This is a genomic window from Pseudomonas allokribbensis, assembly GCF_014863605.1.
Taxonomy (GTDB): Bacteria; Pseudomonadota; Gammaproteobacteria; order Pseudomonadales; family Pseudomonadaceae; genus Aquipseudomonas; species Aquipseudomonas allokribbensis.
The window spans coordinates 4,047,290-4,066,408 of record NZ_CP062252.1; the positions used below are offsets into that span (position 1 = coordinate 4,047,290).

At 60.8% G+C, this 19,119-nt stretch carries 20 protein-coding genes and 1 pseudogene; 10 read left to right on the plus strand and 11 right to left on the minus strand.

Annotated elements, in window-relative coordinates; genetic code table 11:
- Positions 1-7: 7 nt before the first annotated feature.
- Both IF199_RS18385 and IF199_RS18390 read right to left on the minus strand, forming a co-directional pair.
- Complete coding sequence (locus tag IF199_RS18385; RefSeq protein WP_192558329.1) at positions 8-1,252, minus strand: NAD(P)/FAD-dependent oxidoreductase; 1,245 nt, start codon at positions 1,250-1,252, stop codon at positions 8-10.
- 38 nt (positions 1,253-1,290) lie between these two features.
- Positions 1,291-1,629 (minus strand): ArsR/SmtB family transcription factor, encoded by a 339-nt coding sequence (locus IF199_RS18390; protein ID WP_007952897.1) that lies wholly within the window; start codon positions 1,627-1,629, stop codon positions 1,291-1,293.
- 98 nt (positions 1,630-1,727) lie between these two features.
- Between IF199_RS18390 and IF199_RS18395 the strand changes: the two genes are divergently transcribed.
- Entirely contained in the window at positions 1,728-2,591 is an 864-nt protein-coding gene (locus IF199_RS18395) for an MBL fold metallo-hydrolase (RefSeq protein WP_192558330.1), read from the plus strand.
- Positions 2,592-2,717: 126 nt separating this feature from the next.
- On the plus strand, positions 2,718-3,578 hold the full coding sequence (locus IF199_RS18400; RefSeq protein ID WP_192558331.1) for a tyrosinase family protein: 861 nt from the start codon (positions 2,718-2,720) through the stop codon (positions 3,576-3,578).
- A 12-nt stretch (positions 3,579-3,590) separates the two neighbouring features.
- On the opposite strand, the gene bkdR is transcribed toward IF199_RS18400, so the two are convergent.
- Positions 3,591-4,079 carry a Bkd operon transcriptional regulator BkdR gene (gene bkdR / locus IF199_RS18405; RefSeq protein ID WP_007915088.1) on the minus strand — a complete coding sequence of 163 codons (489 nt, stop codon included), beginning with the start codon at positions 4,077-4,079 and terminating at the stop codon, positions 3,591-3,593.
- 185 nt (positions 4,080-4,264) lie between these two features.
- Here bkdR and IF199_RS18410 point away from each other — a divergent pair, with 185 nt between their 5' ends.
- The 5 genes from IF199_RS18410 to IF199_RS18430 all read left to right on the plus strand — a co-directional run bounded on the left by IF199_RS18410 (position 4,265) and on the right by IF199_RS18430 (position 10,395).
- The gene (locus IF199_RS18410) at positions 4,265-5,500 is read left to right on the plus strand and encodes a 3-methyl-2-oxobutanoate dehydrogenase (2-methylpropanoyl-transferring) subunit alpha (protein WP_007965287.1); all 1,236 of its coding nucleotides are present in this window, start codon (positions 4,265-4,267) and stop codon (positions 5,498-5,500) included.
- 1 nt (position 5,501) lies between these two features.
- Positions 5,502-6,560, plus strand: coding sequence for an alpha-ketoacid dehydrogenase subunit beta (locus IF199_RS18415; protein WP_192558332.1), 1,059 nt, complete (start codon positions 5,502-5,504; stop codon positions 6,558-6,560).
- On the plus strand, positions 6,561-7,832 hold the full coding sequence (locus IF199_RS18420) for a dihydrolipoamide acetyltransferase family protein (RefSeq protein ID WP_096822556.1): 1,272 nt from the start codon (positions 6,561-6,563) through the stop codon (positions 7,830-7,832).
- Between the two features lie 4 nt (positions 7,833-7,836).
- The gene (gene lpdA / locus IF199_RS18425; protein ID WP_192558333.1) at positions 7,837-9,210 is read left to right on the plus strand and encodes a dihydrolipoyl dehydrogenase; all 1,374 of its coding nucleotides are present in this window, start codon (positions 7,837-7,839) and stop codon (positions 9,208-9,210) included.
- Between the two features lie 165 nt (positions 9,211-9,375).
- Entirely contained in the window at positions 9,376-10,395 is a 1,020-nt protein-coding gene (locus tag IF199_RS18430) for a branched-chain amino acid aminotransferase (RefSeq protein WP_096822558.1), read from the plus strand.
- Between the two features lie 52 nt (positions 10,396-10,447).
- Here the strand turns inward: IF199_RS18430 and IF199_RS18435 are convergent, their stop codons facing one another.
- Positions 10,448-11,326: a LysR substrate-binding domain-containing protein gene (locus IF199_RS18435; RefSeq protein WP_192558334.1), complete on the minus strand. Its 879-nt coding sequence runs from the start codon at positions 11,324-11,326 to the stop codon at positions 10,448-10,450.
- Between the two features lie 106 nt (positions 11,327-11,432).
- Between IF199_RS18435 and IF199_RS18440 the strand changes: the two genes are divergently transcribed.
- Entirely contained in the window at positions 11,433-12,041 is a 609-nt protein-coding gene (locus tag IF199_RS18440) for a LysE family translocator (protein ID WP_192558335.1), read from the plus strand.
- A 23-nt stretch (positions 12,042-12,064) separates the two neighbouring features.
- Here the strand turns inward: IF199_RS18440 and IF199_RS18445 are convergent.
- The 3 genes and pseudogenes from IF199_RS18445 to IF199_RS18455 form a co-directional block, all read right to left on the minus strand.
- Positions 12,065-12,883 (minus strand): annotated as a pseudogene (locus IF199_RS18445) (TIGR03915 family putative DNA repair protein); the annotation flags it as partial.
- Entirely contained in the window at positions 12,880-14,100 is a 1,221-nt protein-coding gene (locus tag IF199_RS18450) for a putative DNA modification/repair radical SAM protein (RefSeq protein WP_192558336.1), read from the minus strand. The pseudogene IF199_RS18445 and the gene IF199_RS18450, both read right to left, overlap by 4 nt.
- Positions 14,101-14,188: 88 nt before the next feature.
- Positions 14,189-14,944: an ArsR/SmtB family transcription factor gene (locus IF199_RS18455; RefSeq protein ID WP_192558337.1), complete on the minus strand. Its 756-nt coding sequence runs from the start codon at positions 14,942-14,944 to the stop codon at positions 14,189-14,191.
- A gap of 79 nt (positions 14,945-15,023) precedes the next feature.
- Here IF199_RS18455 and IF199_RS18460 point away from each other — a divergent pair, with 79 nt between their 5' ends.
- Positions 15,024-16,124 (plus strand): cytochrome P450, encoded by a 1,101-nt coding sequence (locus tag IF199_RS18460; RefSeq protein ID WP_192558338.1) that lies wholly within the window; start codon positions 15,024-15,026, stop codon positions 16,122-16,124.
- Here IF199_RS18460 and dmeF read toward each other — a convergent pair.
- The 4 genes from dmeF to IF199_RS18480 form a co-directional block, all read right to left on the minus strand.
- Complete coding sequence (gene dmeF / locus IF199_RS18465; protein ID WP_192558339.1) at positions 16,121-17,047, minus strand: CDF family Co(II)/Ni(II) efflux transporter DmeF; 927 nt, start codon at positions 17,045-17,047, stop codon at positions 16,121-16,123. The two genes, IF199_RS18460 and dmeF, sit on opposite strands and share 4 nt — an antisense overlap.
- 11 nt (positions 17,048-17,058) lie before the next feature.
- A complete protein-coding gene (locus IF199_RS18470) occupies positions 17,059-17,334 on the minus strand; it encodes a metal/formaldehyde-sensitive transcriptional repressor (RefSeq protein ID WP_102621998.1) in 276 nt (91 codons plus the stop codon).
- A gap of 181 nt (positions 17,335-17,515) precedes the next feature.
- Positions 17,516-17,827 (minus strand): helix-turn-helix domain-containing protein, encoded by a 312-nt coding sequence (locus IF199_RS18475; protein WP_192558340.1) that lies wholly within the window; start codon positions 17,825-17,827, stop codon positions 17,516-17,518.
- A gap of 3 nt (positions 17,828-17,830) precedes the next feature.
- Positions 17,831-18,154: a type II toxin-antitoxin system RelE/ParE family toxin gene (locus IF199_RS18480; RefSeq protein ID WP_065258430.1), complete on the minus strand. Its 324-nt coding sequence runs from the start codon at positions 18,152-18,154 to the stop codon at positions 17,831-17,833.
- 585 nt (positions 18,155-18,739) lie between these two features.
- Here IF199_RS18480 and IF199_RS18485 point away from each other — a divergent pair.
- Complete coding sequence (locus tag IF199_RS18485; protein WP_192558341.1) at positions 18,740-19,111, plus strand: DUF6124 family protein; 372 nt, start codon at positions 18,740-18,742, stop codon at positions 19,109-19,111.
- Positions 19,112-19,119: the final 8 nt, after the last annotated feature.

Below are 19,119 nucleotides of genomic sequence, written 5' to 3' on the forward strand. Positions count from 1 at the left end.
AGTGTTCTCAGTCGACTTTGGACAGGCTCGTCAGCCACTCGCGGCCCTTGAGCATGCCGTGCCAGTAGAACCACGGCAGCAGGGTCGCCTTCAGCCACCATGCAGAACGGCGCGGCACGGTCGGGTCGAGGGGAAAGGTCGGCAGCAACTTACCGCCATAGCCGAACTCGGCGAGGATCACCTTGCCCTTCTCCACCGTCAGCGGGCAGGAGCCGTAGCCGTCGTACTTCAGCGGCAGCGCCAGCTCCTTGCGCAACGCCAGCACGTTTTCCGCCACCACCACGACCTGCTTGCGCACTGCCGCCGCAGTTTTCGCATTGGTGGTGCCGCAGATATCGCCCAGCGCAAACACTTCGGGATAACGCGGATGTTGCAGCGTGTGCGGGTTGACCTCACACCAGCCGGCGGCGTCGGCCAGCGGACTCTGCGCGATGAAGTCCGGCGAAACCTGCGGCGGCACCACGTGCAGCAAGTCAAAGGTTTTCGCCTGACGGGTGACGTTGCCGTCCGCGTCCTTGACGTCGAACCAGGCGGTTTTCGCCGGGCCGTCGACCTTCACCAGATTGGAATTGAACGCCAGCCGTGCGTTGTATTTTTCGATGTATTTCATCAGCGGCGGCACGAAGGTCGCCACGCCGAACAGCGCAGCGCCAGCCAGGTTGAATTCCACTTCGATGTTGTTCAGCACGTTGCGCTTGAGCCAGTGATCGCAGGACAGGTACAGCGCCTTTTGCGGCGCGCCGGCACACTTGATCGGGATCGGCGGCTGAGTGAACAGCGCTTTGCCGCCGCGCAGTTTCTGCACCTGATCCCAGGTGTATTGCGCGTGCTGATAGCTGTAGTTGGAGGTGACGCCGTGCTGACCGAGGCTTTCCTGCAGGCCTTCGATCTTCTCCCACGCCAGGCGCAGGCCGGGGCAGACGATCAGGTTCTGATAGGTGACGGTGCGTTGATCGTTGAGGGTGAGACGGCGCTGGTCGGGGTCGATGCCGGTCACCGGCGCCTGAATCCATGTGGCCTGACGCGGCATTACCTTGATCATCGGTCGGGCGGTGTCTTTGGCGTCGTAGGCGCCACCGCCGACCAGCGTCCAGGCCGGTTGGTAGTAATGCTGGGCACTCGGTTCGATCACCGTGATATTCAGGTGCGGGTCACGTTTGAGCAGGCTGGCGACAAAACCGATGCCGGCAGTGCCCCCGCCGATGACCACGATGTCCGCACTGATGGATGGGCCCCAGTGTTGATCGTTCATTGCTTGTTCCTTATTGCTGCACGCAAGGATAGCCGGGTCTATTGCGCCCAGCTTTTGAGCACGGCTCCGCAGTAGAGTCCGGACAGTGTTTTCATCACCTGGATGACTTCATGACTGGCGAGACCGTAGAAAATGTACTTGCCTTCACGACGGGTCGCGACCAGCCCTTCATCACGCAGGATGCCCAATTGCTGGGACAGGGTCGGCTGACGCACGCCGGTCATTTTCTCCAGCTCGCCGACGTTGCGTTCGCCCTGGGTCAACTGGCACAGGATCAACAACCGATCCTCGTTGGCCAAGGCCTTGAGCAGCGAACAGGCCTTGGAGGCCGAGGCCCGCAGTTGGGCGACTTCACATTCGGTCAGACTGGATTGCATTTGCAGGATGCCTTCAACGTCACTTAAGCTGCGAACATTATGTTTTTACATAAAGTGTTGCAACCCTGACTTTCCACCTCCTGCACAGGACCGTGTCCATGCCCGCGCTGATTGAAGCTTTCCTAGACCCCGCCTCTTCGACCTACAGCTATGTGGTCTACGAGGCCGATGGCGGGCAATGCGCAATCGTCGATCCGGTGCTTGATTACGACGGCGCCGCCGGTCGCACCTGCACGGCCCAGGCCGACAAGATCATTGCCTTTGTTCGCGCCCATAAGCTGCAAGTGCAGTGGCTGCTGGAAACCCACGCCCACGCCGACCACCTGTCCGCCGCGCCTTATCTGCGTCGTGAACTGGGCGGCAAGATCGCGATTGGCGAATCGATCAGCAAAGTGCAAAACGTGTTCAAGGCGCTGTTCAACCTGGAACCGGAATTTCGCGTCGATGGTTCGCAATTCGATCACCTGTTCGCGCCAAACGAGTCATTCAGGATTGGCATTCTCAAGGCCACCGCCCTGCACGTCCCCGGCCACACCCCGGCGGACATGGCCTACTTGATCGACGGCGAACAGATCCTGGTCGGCGACACGCTGTTCATGCCCGACGTCGGCACCGCCCGTTGCGACTTCCCTGGCGGCAACGCGAATCAACTGTTCAATTCGATCCACAAACTGCTGGCCTTCCCCGCCAGCGTGAAGCTCTACGTCTGCCACGACTACCCACCCGCAGGTCGCGCCTCACAGTGCCAGACCACCGTTGGCGAACAGCGTAAAAGCAATATCCATGTGCATGACGGCATCGACGAAAACGCTTTTGTCGAAATGCGCACCAAACGTGATGCGGGGTTGGGCATGCCGACCCTGCTGTTGCCGGCGATCCAGGTCAATGTGCGGGCCGGGAATCTGCCGCCGGCTGAAAGCAATGGCGTGACGTACCTGAAGATTCCAATCAATGCGCTATAAGAAAAAACTGCACAGGGCGTGATGGGGGAAGCTTTTCCCACATCACGCGTCGATAACCATGAACTGGTTTAATTCCGGCCAGCAGGCAGACTTCATTGGGCAATCAACCAATGGAGTTTTTGCAATATGGATATTCGCCGCAACCACCGGGATCTGTCCCGGGATGAGAAATCCGCTTTCATCGACGCGGTTCTGAGGCTGAAAAACAATGTCGACAGCGTGCTGCGGCCCGGCCAGCAGAACCGCTACGACGACTTTGTCCAGATCCACAAGAATTCGATGGGCCGGGGCAACCCGCTGGTCCCCAATCCGCACGGCAGTCCCCTGTTCTTTCCCTGGCACAGGATTCTGATTCGCCAGTTCGAACTCGCCCTGCAAGCCGCTGCCAACAATCCGGGCATCACCTTGCCCTACTGGAACTGGCAACTCAGTGGTGCCGACAACCCCTTCACCTCCGACTTCATGGGGGGAAACGGCGACAATACGCTGGAGCAGCGCGTCACCACCGGCCCGTTTTCCCGGGAGCAATCCCGGTTCGAAATCACTGTGTGGGACGAGGCACCGGAAAACACCGGCCTGCTTCGAAACCTGGGCGCAGAAGGCGCCTTGCCGTCGGAAGACGCCGTCATCTCTGCCCTCAACAGGACGCCCTACTGGCTGGAGCCAGCAGGTTGGGAAAACGTGGCGGAAAGAGAATTGCACAACCCGGTTCACGCCTGGGTCGGTGGCAACATGCTACACGCGGCGTCCCCGAATGATCCGGTCTTCTTCCTGCATCACTGCTACATGGATTTGCTGTGGGAGCGCTGGAAGCAACAACATCCGCGCCTCCCGGCATTTACGTCCAGTGAAGGCGATCCTGATGCGATGAATGAAACTACGCTGGTCTTCCACCCGGAGAATGAACTCGCCCCCTGGGCACAAACATTCACGGTTGGGCAGGCGATCCATACGACGGAGCTGAATTATCGATATGACCGCCTGTAATCCGACCAGCGATCAGTTGCCGAGGGTCAGACCGTTCGCCGGCAACGGCAAAGCGGTCTTGTAGCGCACCTGCTTGAGCGCAAAGCTTGACCGAATGTTGGCCACCCCCGGTACCTTGGTCAGGAAGTCCATCATGAACCGCTCAAGCGACTGAATGGTCGGCACCAGCACCCGGATCAGATAGTCCGGGTCGCCGGCCATCAGGTAGCACTCCATGACCTCCGGGCGGTCGGAAATCGCTTCTTCGAAATGCTGCAGCGCTTCCTCCACCTGCTTCTCCAGGCTCACGTGAATGAACACGTTCACGTGCAGCCCGAGCAGGTCGGCATCGAGCAGGGTCACCTGCTCTCGGATCAGCCCCAGTTCTTCCATCGCCTTGACCCGGTTGAAGCACGGTGTCGGCGACAGATTGACCGAACGGGCCAGGTCGGCATTGGTGATGCGCGCGTTCTCTTGAAGGCTGTTGAGAATGCCGATGTCGGTACGGTCCAGTTTGCGCATGAGACAAAACCACCTGTTTTTTATGTTTATGCAGAATTTCTATCTGCAAATGATCTCCAGTGCAACGAAACAGAGAGAAATATTCTTCTTGCCCGGGCCTATGATTGTTGTAGGACAAGATTTCTTTTATCGAAGAATGACTGCCAGCTCACTACAAGAAATTCACAAGATCGAGCGTAGAAGCCATGACCCAAGCGTATGAACCGCTGCGTCTGCACGTCCCTGAACCCTCGGGCCGCCCAGGCTGCAAAACCGATTTCTCCTACCTGCATCTGACCGATGCCGGCACGGTGCGCAAACCTTCCATCGACGTTGAACCCGCCGACACCGCAGACCTGGCCCGTGGCCTGATCCGTGTGCTCGACGACCAGGGCAATGCTCTCGGTCCATGGGCCGAAAACGTGCCGGTCGAGATCCTGCGCAAAGGCATGCGCGCCATGCTCAAGACCCGGATCTACGACAACCGCATGGTGGTCGCCCAGCGTCAGAAAAAAATGTCGTTCTACATGCAAAGCCTTGGCGAAGAAGCCATCGGCAGCGCTCAGGCCCTGGCCTTGAACATCGACGACATGTGCTTCCCGACCTACCGCCAGCAAAGCATCCTGATGGCCCGCGACGTACCGCTGGTCGACCTGATCTGCCAACTGCTGTCCAACGAGCGCGATCCGCTCAAGGGCCGTCAGCTGCCGATCATGTACTCGGTCAAGGACGCCGGTTTCTTCACCATTTCCGGCAACCTCGCGACCCAGTTCATTCAGGGCGTGGGCTGGGGCATGGCCTCGGCGATCAAGGGCGACACCAAAATCGCCTCGGCCTGGATCGGCGACGGCGCCACCGCCGAGTCGGACTTCCACACTGCCCTCACCTTCGCTCACGTTTACCGTGCACCAGTGATTCTCAACGTGGTCAACAACCAGTGGGCGATCTCGACCTTCCAGGCCATCGCCGGTGGTGAAGCCACCACCTTCGCCGGGCGTGGAGTGGGTTGCGGCATCGCCTCGCTGCGGGTTGATGGCAACGATTTCTACGCGGTCTACGCCGCCTCCGCCTGGGCAGCTGAACGCGCCCGCCGCGGCCTCGGCCCGACCATGATCGAGTGGGTCACCTACCGCGCCGGCCCGCACTCGACCTCCGACGATCCGTCCAAATACCGGCCTGCCGACGACTGGAGCCACTTCCCGCTGGGCGACCCGATTGCCCGCCTGAAACAGCACTTGATCAAGGTCGGCCACTGGTCGGAAGAAGAGCACGCCGCCGTCAGCGCCGAGCTCGAAGCCGAAGTGATCGCCGCGCAGAAACAGGCCGAACAGTACGGCACCCTCGCCGGCGGCCAGATTCCAAGCGCCGCGACCATGTTCGAAGACGTCTACAAAGAGATGCCGGAGCACTTGAAGCGCCAGCGTCAGCAGTTGGGGATCTGACATGAACGATCACAACAACAATATTCAGTTGGAAACCGCCATGACCACGACCACCATGACCATGATCCAGGCCCTGCGCTCGGCCATGGATGTGATGCTTGAGCGTGACGACAACGTTGTGGTGTTCGGCCAGGACGTCGGCTACTTCGGCGGCGTGTTCCGTTGCACCGAAGGCCTGCAGGCCAAGTACGGCACCTCGCGGGTGTTCGACGCACCGATCTCCGAGAGCGGCATTGTCGGGACCGCCGTAGGCATGGGCGCCTACGGTCTGCGTCCGGTGGTGGAAATCCAGTTCGCCGACTACGTCTACCCAGCCTACGACCAGATCATTTCCGAGGCGGCACGCCTGCGTTATCGCTCGGCCGGCGAATTCACTGCGCCGATGACCCTGCGCATGCCTTGCGGTGGCGGCATCTACGGTGGTCAGACCCACAGCCAGAGCATCGAAGCCCTGTTCACCCAGGTCTGCGGCCTGCGCACCGTCATGCCGTCCAACCCGTATGACGCCAAGGGCCTGCTGATCGCCTCCATCGAAAACGATGACCCGGTGATCTTCCTCGAACCCAAACGCCTGTACAACGGCCCGTTCGACGGCCATCACGAACGTCCGGTAACCCCATGGTCGAAACACCCGGCCGCGCAGGTGCCTGACGGCTACTACACCGTGCCGCTGGACGTCGCCGCCATCGCCCGTCCGGGCAAGGACGTAACCGTGCTGACCTACGGCACCACCGTGTACGTGTCGCAATTCGCCGCCGAAGAATCCGGCGTTGATGCTGAAGTCATCGACCTGCGTAGCCTGTGGCCGCTGGACCTGGAAACCATCGTCAAATCCGTGAAGAAAACCGGCCGTTGCGTCGTGGTTCACGAAGCCACCCGCACCTGCGGTTTCGGCGCCGAACTGGTGTCGCTGGTGCAAGAGCATTGCTTCCACCACCTGGAAGCGCCGATCGAGCGCGTCACCGGTTGGGACACCCCCTACCCGCACGCGCAAGAGTGGGCGTATTTCCCTGGGCCGTCCCGAGTGGGCGCGGCGCTGAAACGGGTCATGGAGGTCTGAATGGGCACGCACGTTATCAAGATGCCGGACATCGGCGAAGGCATCGCAGAAGTAGAACTGTCGCAGTGGCACGTCAAGGTCGGCGATCTGGTCGTTGAAGACCAGGTGCTGGCGGATGTGATGACCGACAAGGCGATGGTCGACATTCCGTCGCCGGTGCACGGCAAGGTGATTGCACTCGGCGGTCAGCCGGGTGAAGTGATGGCGGTCGGCAGTATTCTGATCAGCATCGAAGTGGAAGGCGCTGGCAATCTGAAGGAGTCCGACAAACCGGCGCCTGTTGCGGCGAAAGAAGCACCTGTCGCAGCAAAAGTTGAAGCTGTCGTTGAAAGCAAACCCGCCGCGCCACGTACGGCTCCGGTTTGCCAGGGCCCGATGGTCGCCCGCGAAGCCGATGAGCGCCCGCTGGCCTCGCCGGCCGTGCGCAAACATGCGCTGGATCTGGGCATTCAGTTGCGTCTGGTGCGCGGTTCAGGCCCGGCCGGCCGTGTGTTGCACGAAGACCTCGACGCCTATCTGGCGCAAGGTCAGTCGAACGCTTCAGCACCTGTCGCCGCCGCTTACGCCCAGCGTAACGATGAAGAACAGATTCAAGTGATCGGCATGCGCCGCAAGATTGCCCAGCGCATGCAGGACGCCACTCAGCGTGCCGCGCACTTCAGTTATGTCGAGGAAATCGACGTCACCGCGATTGAAGAACTGCGCGCCCACCTGAACGAAAAACACGGCGCCAGCCGTGGCAAGCTGACCTTGCTGCCGTTCCTCGTGCGTGCCTTGGTCGTCGCCCTGCGCGACTTCCCGCAGATGAACGCCCGCTACGACGACGAAGCCCAGGTCATCACCCGCCTCGGCGCGGTGCATGTCGGCGTCGCCACCCAAAGCGATGTCGGCCTGATGGTGCCGGTGGTGCGTCACGCCGAGGCGCGCAGCCTGTGGGACAGCGCGGCAGAAATTTCCCGCCTGGCCAACGCCGCCCGCAATGGCAAGGCCAGCCGCGATGAACTGTCCGGCTCGACCATCACCCTGACCAGCCTCGGCGCCCTCGGCGGCATCGTCAGCACCCCGGTGCTGAACCTGCCGGAAGTGGCGATCGTCGGTGTGAACAAAATCGTCGAACGCCCGATGGTCGTCAAAGGCCAGGTGGTGATCCGCAAGATGATGAACCTCTCCAGCTCCTTCGATCACCGCGTGGTCGACGGCATGGACGCGGCGCTCTTCATCCAGGCCATTCGTGGCCTGATCGAACAACCCGCGACCCTGTTTGTGGAGTGATGCAATGCAAACTCTGAACACCACGCTGCTGATCATCGGCGGCGGCCCTGGCGGTTATGTAACGGCCATCCGTGCCGGGCAACTGGGCATTTCGACCATTCTGGTCGAGGGCGAATCGCTGGGCGGCACCTGCCTGAACATTGGCTGCATTCCGTCGAAAGCGCTGATTCATGTGGCCGAGCAGTTTCACCAGACTCAACATCACAACCAGCATTCGGCACTGGGTATCAACGTTTCCGCACCGACCCTCGACATCACTAAAAGCGTCGAGTGGAAGGACGGCATCGTCGATCGCCTGACCACCGGCGTCGCCGCGTTGCTGAAGAAGAACAAGGTTCAGGTCATCAACGGCTGGGCCAAGGTCGTCGACGGCAAGACCGTGGACGTCGGCGACACCCGCATCCAGTGCGAACATCTGGTGCTGGCCACCGGCTCGAAAAGCGTCAACCTGCCGATCCTGCCGATTGGCGGGCCGATCATTTCGTCGACCGAAGCACTGGCGCCGAAGTCGGTACCGAAACGCCTGATCGTGGTCGGCGGTGGTTACATCGGTCTGGAATTGGGCATTGCCTACCGCAAGCTCGGCGCCGAGGTCAGTGTGGTCGAGGCGCAGGATCGGATCCTGCCAGCCTACGACGCCGAACTGACCCAACCGGTGCACGATGCGCTGAAGCAACTGGGTGTGAAGTTGTACTTGAAGCACAGCGTATTGGGTTTCGACGGCACGTTGCAGGTGCGCGATCCGAACGGCGACACCCTGAACCTGGAAACCGATCAGGTGCTGGTGGCCGTCGGTCGCAAACCCAACACCCAGGGCTGGAACCTCGAAGCGCTGAACCTGGACATGAACGGCTCGGCGATCAAGATCGACAGCCGCTGCCAGACCAGCATGCGCAACGTCTACGCCATCGGCGACCTGAGCGGCGAGCCGATGCTGGCTCACCGCGCCATGGCCCAGGGCGAGATGGTCGCCGAGCTGATCAGCGGCAAGACCCGCGAATTCAACCCGACCGCCATCGCTGCCGTGTGCTTCACCGACCCGGAACTGGTGGTCGTCGGCAAGACCCCGGACGAGGCCAAGGCGACGGGACTGGACTGCATCGTGTCGAACTTCCCGTTCGCGGCCAATGGTCGGGCGATGACCCTGGAATCGAAAACCGGCTTCGTGCGGGTGGTCGCCCGTCGGGACAATCATGTGATTGTCGGCTGGCAGGCGGTCGGGGTCGGGGTGTCGGAGCTGTCGACCGCGTTCGCGCAAAGCCTGGAAATGGGCGCGCGACTGGAGGACATCGGCGGCACCATCCACGCGCACCCGACGCTGGGTGAAGCGGTGCAGGAAGCGGCGTTGCGTGCCCTCGGGCATGCGTTGCACCTGTAAAAACCCGACGCGGGGGAGTTTTTTCATAAGCAGGCTAATAAATCTGCTGCTCCCCCCATCGCCCGGGCTGCGAAACCGCTCAAGAATGAAGTATTGTTGTGCCCATCCAAAAAAACGTCAGAAGCCTTGAACCGTTTCGACGGTTGTTAAGTGATAGAGGGTGTCATGGGTAACGAAAGCATCAATTGGGACAAGCTGGGTTTTGATTACATCAAGACCGATAAACGCTATCTGTCGTACTTTCGCAACGGCGAGTGGGACAAAGGCACCCTGACCGAAGACAACGTGCTGCACATCAGCGAAGGCTCCACTGCCCTTCACTATGGCCAGCAATGCTTCGAAGGCCTGAAGGCCTATCGTTGCAAGGACGGCTCGATCAACCTGTTCCGTCCGGACCAGAACGCCGCCCGCATGCAGCGTAGCTGCGCCCGCCTGCTGATGCCGCATGTGTCCACCGAGCAATTCATCGAAGCGTGCAAGGACGTGGTTCGCGCCAACGAGCGCTTCATCCCGCCTTACGGCACCGGAGGCGCGCTGTACCTGCGTCCGTTCGTGATCGGCGTGGGTGACAACATCGGCGTGCGTACCGCCCCGGAGTTCATCTTCTCGGTGTTCGCGATCCCGGTGGGCGCCTACTTCAAGGGCGGCCTGACCCCGCACAACTTCCAGATTTCCTCCTTCGACCGCGCCGCGCCACAAGGCACCGGTGCCGCCAAGGTCGGTGGCAACTACGCTGCCAGCCTGATGCCGGGTTCCCAGGCCAAGAAAGCGCACTTCGCTGACGCCATCTACCTGGATCCGCTGACCCACAAGAAGATCGAGGAAGTCGGTTCGGCCAACTTCTTCGGGATCACCCACGACAACAAGTTCGTGACCCCGAACTCGCCATCGGTACTGCCGGGCATCACCCGTCTGTCGCTGATTGAACTGGCCAAGTCCCGTCTGGGCCTGGAAGTGGTCGAAGGCGACGTGTTCATCGACAAGCTGTCGGACTTCAAGGAAGCCGGTGCTTGCGGTACCGCTGCGGTGATCACCCCGATCGGCGGCATCAGCTACAACGACCACCTGCACGTGTTCCACAGCGAAACCGAAGTCGGCCCTGTGACCCAGAAGCTCTACAAAGAGCTGACCGGTGTGCAGACCGGCGACGTCGAAGCGCCAGCAGGCTGGATCGTCAAGGTTTGATCTGACGCCCAGATGCACAAAAGCCCCCATCGAGTGATCGATGGGGGCTTTTTCATGGGGTCTGTTTTTGCAGCCACGCCAGAAACACCTGAGCCGATGCGGACGCCTGTGGTGCAACGCCGTAGTAATAACGTGGCAACGGCATGCGCAAGTCGGGCAGCGGACAGACCAGTCGACCGCTCGACAAGTGCGTGCCCAGCAACGTGGTCGGGCACAAGGCAATGCCCTCGCCCGCCACCGCAGCCTCCAACACCCGATGCATGTAATCGAACTGGCGAATCTCCTGGCTCGCACTCTGACTCTGGCCAAAACGCAGCGCCCAGTGGTGCCAGTCCTCACGCCGGGCCCTGACGGTCAGCAAGGTGTGCCGGCCCAGATCCGAAAGATCCGCCAGTGGTAGTCGCTCGATCAACTCGGGCGCTGCCACCATCAGCAATTCATCCTCGAACAACGCGTGCGACTCGATGGTCGGCGCCCAGTCGTCACGACCACGGCGGATGACAATATCGAAGCTGTCCTGTGCAGGATCCGGGGATCGAGTCTGGGTGATCACTTGCGGCTCGATGTCCGGGTGCTCTGCCATAAAGGCATCCAGCCGGGGCATCAGCCACAACTGGGCAAAAGACGGTCGAGTGTTGATGATCACGGTCGGCCGTGCCGCCTGCTGTCGCAATTCGGCAGCAGCGTCGGCGATCTGCGCCAGACCGGCGCTGACCTGGTGATAGAAACGCTGGCCGGCGGGCGTCAACAACGATTGCCGGATGCGCCGTTCGAACAGCAGCACACCCAGGTGTTCTTCCAGCAATTTGATGTGTCGACTGACAGCACTGTGACTCACATGCAGTTCTTCGGCCGCCAGCGTGAAACTCTGATGACGGGCGGCGACCGCAAAGGCACGAACCGCGTTGAGCGGCGGGAGTGATTTGTTCATGGGTCTAATTTAGTCACGTATGCGCTGCATTTAAAGCGTTTGTCACTCGCTCGTCGCCGCGCCAATCTGCCCGCACGCCCAATCCCGCGCCCTGACGGAGCCAGACATGCACAGTTACGGACTCTTTGTACTCTTCGCCACCCTGACCATTTTGAGCCCTGGCCCGGGTGTGGTGCTGACCTTGTCCAACGCCGTGCGTCTGGGCTGGGCCGGCGCAGTGCCGGGAATTCTGGGGATTGCCTCGGGGGCGTTCGTGGTTGCCGCCCTCAGCGCTACCAGTATCGGCCTGATTCTCAGCGCCTCGGCAACGGCTTTTACCGTGCTGAAATACGCCGGCGCCGCCTATCTGTTGTACCTGGGTTTCAAGAGCTGGCGTTCGGATCGTTTCCGTACCCTGCAAGACGTCCGCCCTTCTCGCCCGGGTTACCGTTTTCTGGAAGCCGCGTCCCTGCAGTTCTTCAATCCCAAAGCCATCTTTTTCTTTCTGGCGGTGTTCCCGCAGTTCATCGACACCGCACAGGCGTTCCACCCGCAGTTTTTCAAACTGGTGGCCTCTTATGCGGTGCTGGTGATTCTGGTGCACGGCAGTTATGCCCTGCTCGCCAATGCCGCCAAAGGCTGGTTGTCGAGCCCGAAAGGTTCCTGGCTGGCAGCGAAAGTCTCGGGCGTGACCTTTGCCGGTTTTGGTCTGTTGATGGCTTCGGCAACTCGCTGATCAGACGGCGGATGCTCCACCTTTTTCAACGCAATACGTTTGCCGCCACGCCCGGCAATCCCGCCGGCCTGCCCGTTCTGCTGCTTGCCCATGCGCGCCTGGGTAATCAATCCGGGGATCAATTCCCCTTCAGGCAGATTCTTCCAGAAGCGCATGGGCAAATGCCCCTGCATGACCTTCTCGTTCAACCGCGCCGGATTGAAGATGTGGCTGTAATAAGCCAGCCACAACTCACCCTGCGGATCATCAACGTTCTGCGCCAGTTGCCGCCATTCCACCGGGCACTGGCGATGATGAATCAACTGCTCGCCATCGTAGTAAACCCCGTCGCGCGGCGTGGCGATCAGCCAACGATGCCGGCCCATGCGGCCGATGAAGTGTTCGCTGGCGCTGTGCAGGATGTCGTGGGCCGGTTCGTGCCATGCTACGTATTGGGGGCCCGGCAGCTCTGAAGGACGCTCGATGAAACGCACGAACGCATGCAGATGATGGGCTTCGCGCTGCACCTGCTTGATCCGTCGCTGCAACTCGCTGCCCAGTTTGTCGCCGGCCATCATTGCAGTGCGATCACCATGGCTGACCCGCCAGAGCACTTCATAAAGCAGACTCCAACGCTGATCGCCACGGTATCGCGACGCTTGTTCCAGGGTGTCGAGCAACGCACGCGGAATCCGCGCCTGAAAGGGTCCCTGCCCTTCAGGCACCGACACGTCACCGGCAAACAGATCACTCACCCCTTCCGAAGCCCAGCTCACCAGACTCGGATCGATTTCATGGCTGAGCAGCCAGCGCGCCTGTTGGCGCCAGGTGTCGAACAGGTCGTCGCAATCGAGATTGATCATCCCCACAACCCCATCTGCTGCGGCATCGGCCGGTCGCGCAGTTGTTGATAGAGCATCTGGCTGGTGACTTCCGACTGCTGCGGGTGGTAATCGCTGGTGATGATGAACGGTTTGGCCTTGGCCAGCACACAGCGCATGCGCGCCACGTCTTCGTAGCGAATGCGCCGCTGCCGACGCAGTTCCACCAATCGCTCGGTGGTACGCAGGCCAATGCCGGGAATGCGCGAGATCAACGCCGGCTCGGCGCGGTTGAGATCCAGCGGAAACACCTCGCGATTCTGCAGCGCCCAAGCCAGTTTCGGGTCGATGTCCAGCGCGAGATTGCCCGGCCCTTGAAGCAATTCATCGGCGGTGTAGCCGTAACTGCGCAGCAGAAAGTCGGCCTGATACAAGCGGTGCTCGCGCATCAGCGGCGGCGCGGCCAGCGGCACGCTTTTCGGGCTGTCGGGAATCGGGCTGAACGCCGAGTAATAGACCCGGCGCAGGCGGAAGTTGCCGTAGAGCGCCTGAGCGCTGTGCAGAATCGTACTGTCGTCGGTGTCATCGGCACCGACGATCATCTGCGTGCTCTGCCCGGCCGGGGCGAACTTCGGTGCGCGGGGCTCGTTGAGTACGGTCTGCACACCGGTGTAGATGGTGTTCATGGCTTGCTTGATCGAACCGATCTGTTTTTCCGGCGCCAGCGTCTGCAGGCTGGCATCGGTGGGCAATTCGATGTTGACGCTCAAGCGGTCGGCATAACGCCCGGCTTCTTCGATCAGCGCAGGATCCGCTTCGGGAATGGTCTTGAGATGGATGTAGCCACGGAATTCATGTTCTTCACGCAACAGCTTGGCGACGCGCACCAGTTGCTCCATGGTGTAGTCCGCCGAACGAATGATCCCGGAGCTGAGGAACAACCCGCTGACGCAATTGCGCCGGTAGAAATCCAGGGTCAGCGTCACCACTTCCTCGGGCGTGAAACGCGCACGGGGCACATCGCTGGAGCGTCGGTTGACGCAGTATTGGCAGTCATAGAGACAGAAATTGGTCAGCAGAACCTTGAGCAGCGACACACAGCGCCCGTCCGGCGTGTAGCTGTGGCAGATGCCCATGCCATCGGTGGAACCCAGCCCGCTCTTGCCCTCGGAGCTGCGCTTGGGCGCGCCACTGCTGGCGCAGGAGGCGTCGTACTTGGCGGCGTCGGCGAGGATGCTGAGCTTGTCGATGAGTTGCATGGCAAGGACCTTATACTGTTCGCATATACAGTATAGAGTCCGCCCACGGGCCACAAGCCGTAAAACGCCCCTTCATCAGTCAGACTTATTACAGTCGGCTGTCAGCTGCGATGGTCGAGGATTTACGCACCGGGACAGGCTGCATCGCTTCGGGCCATTTCACCCCGAACCGCGCTGTCATCTCCTTGCGCCCCGTCGCCGTCAACGTCAGCGTCCGACTGTCCAGATCCTGCGTCACCCATTTGCGCTTCAACGCGGTCTGCAACAACGCCGCCCCGAGCGATCCGCCCAGATGCGGCCGGCGCATGCTCCAGTCCAGGCACGGGCAGGCAAAGCGTCGGCGCAAGGTCGACAGATCCCTGACCTCAATGCCCACCCCTTCGAACAGCGCCTCTCCGCTCTCGCTCAAGCGGTAGGTCTGCTCATCGGTTTCCACCAGCCAACCGCCCTCCAACAACCGGTCATGCAGCAACACCGCCAACGTCCCGGCCATGTGGTCGTAGCAAGTACGGGCGAATTGCAGGCGATCCGGTGTGTGGGGTTTGAAGGCCGGCGCGGGGTTCTGGCCGATCACCATCAGCGCTTCGAGGGCCTGGGCCACGCGCTTGTCGGCGAGGCGGTAATAACGGTGGCGGCCCTGCACGTGCAGGCGCACCAACGCCAGGTCCTTGAGTTTGGCCAGGTGCGCACTGGCGGTCGAAGCGCTGACGTCGGCGAGGGTCGCCAGCTCCGTCGCGGTGCGGGCATGGCCGTCCATCAACGAACACAGCATTTTGGTTCGCGCCGGTTCCGCGATGGCGGCCGCCACTTGCGAGACGCCGATGTCTTGATGTTCTGCGTGCATATTTCGCTCCCGGACGAATCATCGCCCTCAAGGACTGGAGATAGTAGCAACACTTTCCCCACCGACAAGGTTGCGAACCATGGACCCGATCATCGCTGCGACTCACGCCGATCCCTACCCTTACTACGCCGAACTGCGCGCGGCGGGCGGTTTGACCTTTCATCACGGACTGAAACTGTGGATCGCCAGCAGCGCCCGAGCGGTGTGCGCGGTGCTGGCGCATGCGGATTGCCGGGTGCGCCCCGTGCAGGAACCAGTGCCCAAAGCCATCGCCGATGGCATGGCGGGCAAGGTGTTTGGCCAGTTGATGCGCATGAATGACGGCGAAGCTCAGCGCTGCCCGCGTTCGGCCATTGAGCCGACGCTGGGGCTGATCAATGACGAAGATGTCAGAGCGCTGGTCGCCGCACGGTTGGTGACTAACGATGCCGACGGCTTATATAAGGCAATGTTTCGCGGCCCGGTGTGCGTGGTTGCGGCTTTGCTCGGATTCACTCCGGCACAAGCGCGGGCGATCAGTGAGCTGACTGCGGATTTTGCAGCGTGCCTTTCACCGCTGAGCAATGACCTGCAACTGGCGGCAGCGCATCGAGCGGCAGAGCAATTGCACGGTTACTTCATTGAATTACTGGCGGAGCCAAACCCGTTTCTCGCCGACATTCAGCAGCGCTTTTCTGGCGAAGAAGACGCACTGATTGCCAACCTGATCGGCCTCTGTTCGCAGACGTTCGAGGCTACCGCCGGGCTGATCGGTAACGCGTTGGTGGCGTTGCAGCGTCAGCCTGAATTACACGACGTGTCAGTCGATTCGCTGCTGGCCGAAGTCCAGCGCTTCGATCCATCGGTGCAGAACACCCGACGTTTTGTCGCGAACACCTGCGAAATCGACGGCGTGCGCTTTGAAGCGGGCGACGTGATTCTGGTGTTGCTCGCCTCAGCCAACCGCGACCCGGCACTGAATGAAAACCCGGATCGTTTTCTGCCGGATCGCCCGAACCGCCGCAGCTTCACGTTCGGCAGCGGTCGTCATCAATGCCCGGGGCAAAGGTTGGCGATGACCATTGCCAGCGCCACCGTCGGTGAAATCCTCGCCCATGACATCGACCTGAAGCGGTTCGCCTGGCATTACCGCCCTTCTCTCAATGGGCGGATTCCATTGTTCTGCGAGGCAACGACTTAAGCGTTGCGCAATTCGATGGTCAGGTGCGACAGCTCATGCACCGGTGCCAGACGCTCGCGAATCGCCTCGGCAGTCACGCCCGCAGCCGCCACCACACTGACAATCGCCGCCCGCGCCTGCGGGCCGACCTGCCAGACGTGCAAATCGCTGATGCGCACATCGTCGGAGGTTTCCAGCAGTTCGCGGATCTCCTCGGCCACCGGTTCATCGGTGGTGTCGAGCAGCACGGCGGCGCTGTCGCGCATCAGATTCCAGGCCCATTTGGCGATGACGATGGAACCGACGATGCCCATCACCGGATCCATCCACACCCAGCCCAGATAGCGACCGGCAAGCAGCGCGGCAATCGCCAGCACCGACGTCAACGCATCGGCCAGTACGTGCACGTAGGCTGAGCGCAGGTTGTTGTCGTGATGGTGGTGATGGCCGTGATCGTGGCTATGGCCGTGGTCATGATGACCGTGATGGCCGGCCAGCAAAAAGGCGCTGAGCAGGTTGACGCCCAGGCCGACCACGGCGATCAAGGTGGCCTCGCCGAACGCCACACTGGTGGGCTCGAACAGGCGGAAAACCGATTCCCCGGCAATGCCCAGCGACACAAGCCCCAACACCATCGCCGAGGCAAAACCCGCCAGATCGCCGACCTTGCCGGTGCCGAAACTGTAGCGCCGGTTGTTGGCGTTGCGCCGGGCAAAACCATAGGCCGCCGCCGCGATACCGAGGGCGCCGGCGTGGGTCGCCATGTGGAAACCATCGGCCAGCAGTGCCATGGAACCGGTGAGGTAACCGGCAGCAATTTCGCCGATCATCATCACGAACGTCAGCGCCACCACCCACAAGGTGCGGCGGGCGTTGTCGTCATGGGACGCGCCAAGAAACTGGTGATCGTGGGAAAAGTCGTCAGACCGAGTCGTCAGATTCATGGTGTCGGTGCTCACTTGGAATAACGGCGGATGGCTTGCAGCAACTCTTCCACGCCCTGGGCGCGGGCTTCGTCGCTGAGGTCGGGATGGGCGACATGCTCGCGGGCATGGGCCTCGATGAACTGCTCCATCAAACCGTTGACCGCGCCGCGAATCGCCGCCATCAGGTGCAACGTCTTGGCGCAATCGGCCTCGGACTCCAGCGCCTTTTCGACGGCCTGAACCTGCCCGGCAATGCGCCGGACCCGGTTGAGCAACTCGCCTTTGTGTTCGTGCGTGTGCGACATACCTATACCCCCTACCCCTATATGGCGAGCATAGTCGCTGTTCGGATCGAAAGGGGCAAGGTCTGTTTTCGACCGTCCGTCGCGGTTTGAGATTTTGACGTGAAAGGATTGAGGCGGAGCGTCAGACGGCACCGCCTCTAGAAGGCTTTTCAGATGCAGGGCCGTTGGGAGCCCTCGTCTGTCAGGCCCATTGCAGTGGCGGGGACGACGAGAAGCAGAGGTCTACGTCCAGTTTTGCGGCGGCCGACAGATTGACCAACGCGTCCAGAGAGAACTTGTCGATTTTGCCGTTGAGTACGTCGTTGAGGCGCGGTTGAGTGATGCCAAGGCGCTTGGCCGCCTCCTTTTGGGGAAGCTCCCAGGCTCGAATGGTTTCGCAAAGCGTGCGCATCAGCTTGGCCCGCAGACGCATGTTGGCCGCTTCCTGCGGCGTGTCTTCCAGTGCATCCCAGACGCTTGAGAAACGCTGGGGTGGGTTTTGATGATCCTTCATGGTTTAGCCTATTTCCTGGTATCTGGCGCGTGCCAGTTCTATGTCTCGCGTCTCGGTTTTGCGGGTGGTCTTTTGCAGGGCGTGCAGCACATAAATCGCGTCAGGCCGGTTGACCACATAAAACACTCGAAACGCCCCTGAGTCCTCGGTGATTCTGATTTCATTGACGCCTCGTCCGACGGTTTTCATGGGGCGCCAGTCAAAGGGTTCGTCGCCCTGTTGCAACAGATCCAATTGGAATCCTGCAGCTCTGCGAGCATCGAGGGGAAAAGCTCTCAGATCCTTGAGCGCACTCCCGACAAATACCACGTCCTTGTGTCTTGGCATTGGCTTCTCCTGTGTTGGAAGGAAAAGCGTAATAGCCCGGACAGAATCGTGTGGCGGCGGTGTGTTGCAAGGAATGGCAGCGATCACATACCAGCATGCTATATCGAAACCGATATAAATCAAGTTTGAATTGGCTTATCTGACATTTGGTATCACAAAGCAGAATTTCGCGAGCCAGCCCCCCTGATAAGCCGACTCAGACCCTCTGTGGGAGCGAGCTTGCTCGCGAAGGCGGACTGAAAAATGACGCATCATTTTGCCCCCATCCGGGAGGCTACATCGCCTTGCGCCTTTGCCTACAACTACGCCAGAATCCGCCGGCTTGTGCGGCTTGGAGCCTGCCAGTAACTTGATTCGCATCACTGAATGGTCAGTGAACGGGTTTAGTCGCTCGGACGGTTTTAAGTTGCATGCAGTCCATTTAGTCAGGTGTTCATTTGCCTGTGCTCAATGGTAGCTGTGCGTAGGGCGTCTTCGGGCGCGCCGGGAATGCTTAGAACCACCGGTCGACTAACCTGCGCATAGCTGCCACCTAATTGTTTAGTCGCAATGACGGTGTAAGCCCCAATTAAAGGTTCTAGGCAAATGTTCAAATACGTTCCCGATCCACCCGAAACTGACGTACCCAACGAGTCCGACCCAACTTCGCCCTACTCCTCCACCGATTCAAAAAAACTCCACGAAGCCGCCGAGCGCGCCCTCGACCATTACCTGAAACCCACCGCCCCGAAACAACACTGCCCCGGCCGCATGTTCCTCATCGCCCCCCACATCGATCAACATGCCTTGCTGGCCCACGCCTGCGAATCGATGGCCTCGGCCAGCGTGATGCTCAGCGACTTCGCCGCACTGCTGGACCCGCCCTACCGCAGTGCCGTCCTGGGCATCGCCCAAGTGGTGATGTGTGGCGAACTCGCCGTGAACCGGGCGCTGGACACTCTCGATGCCACGACCTGAGGAACACC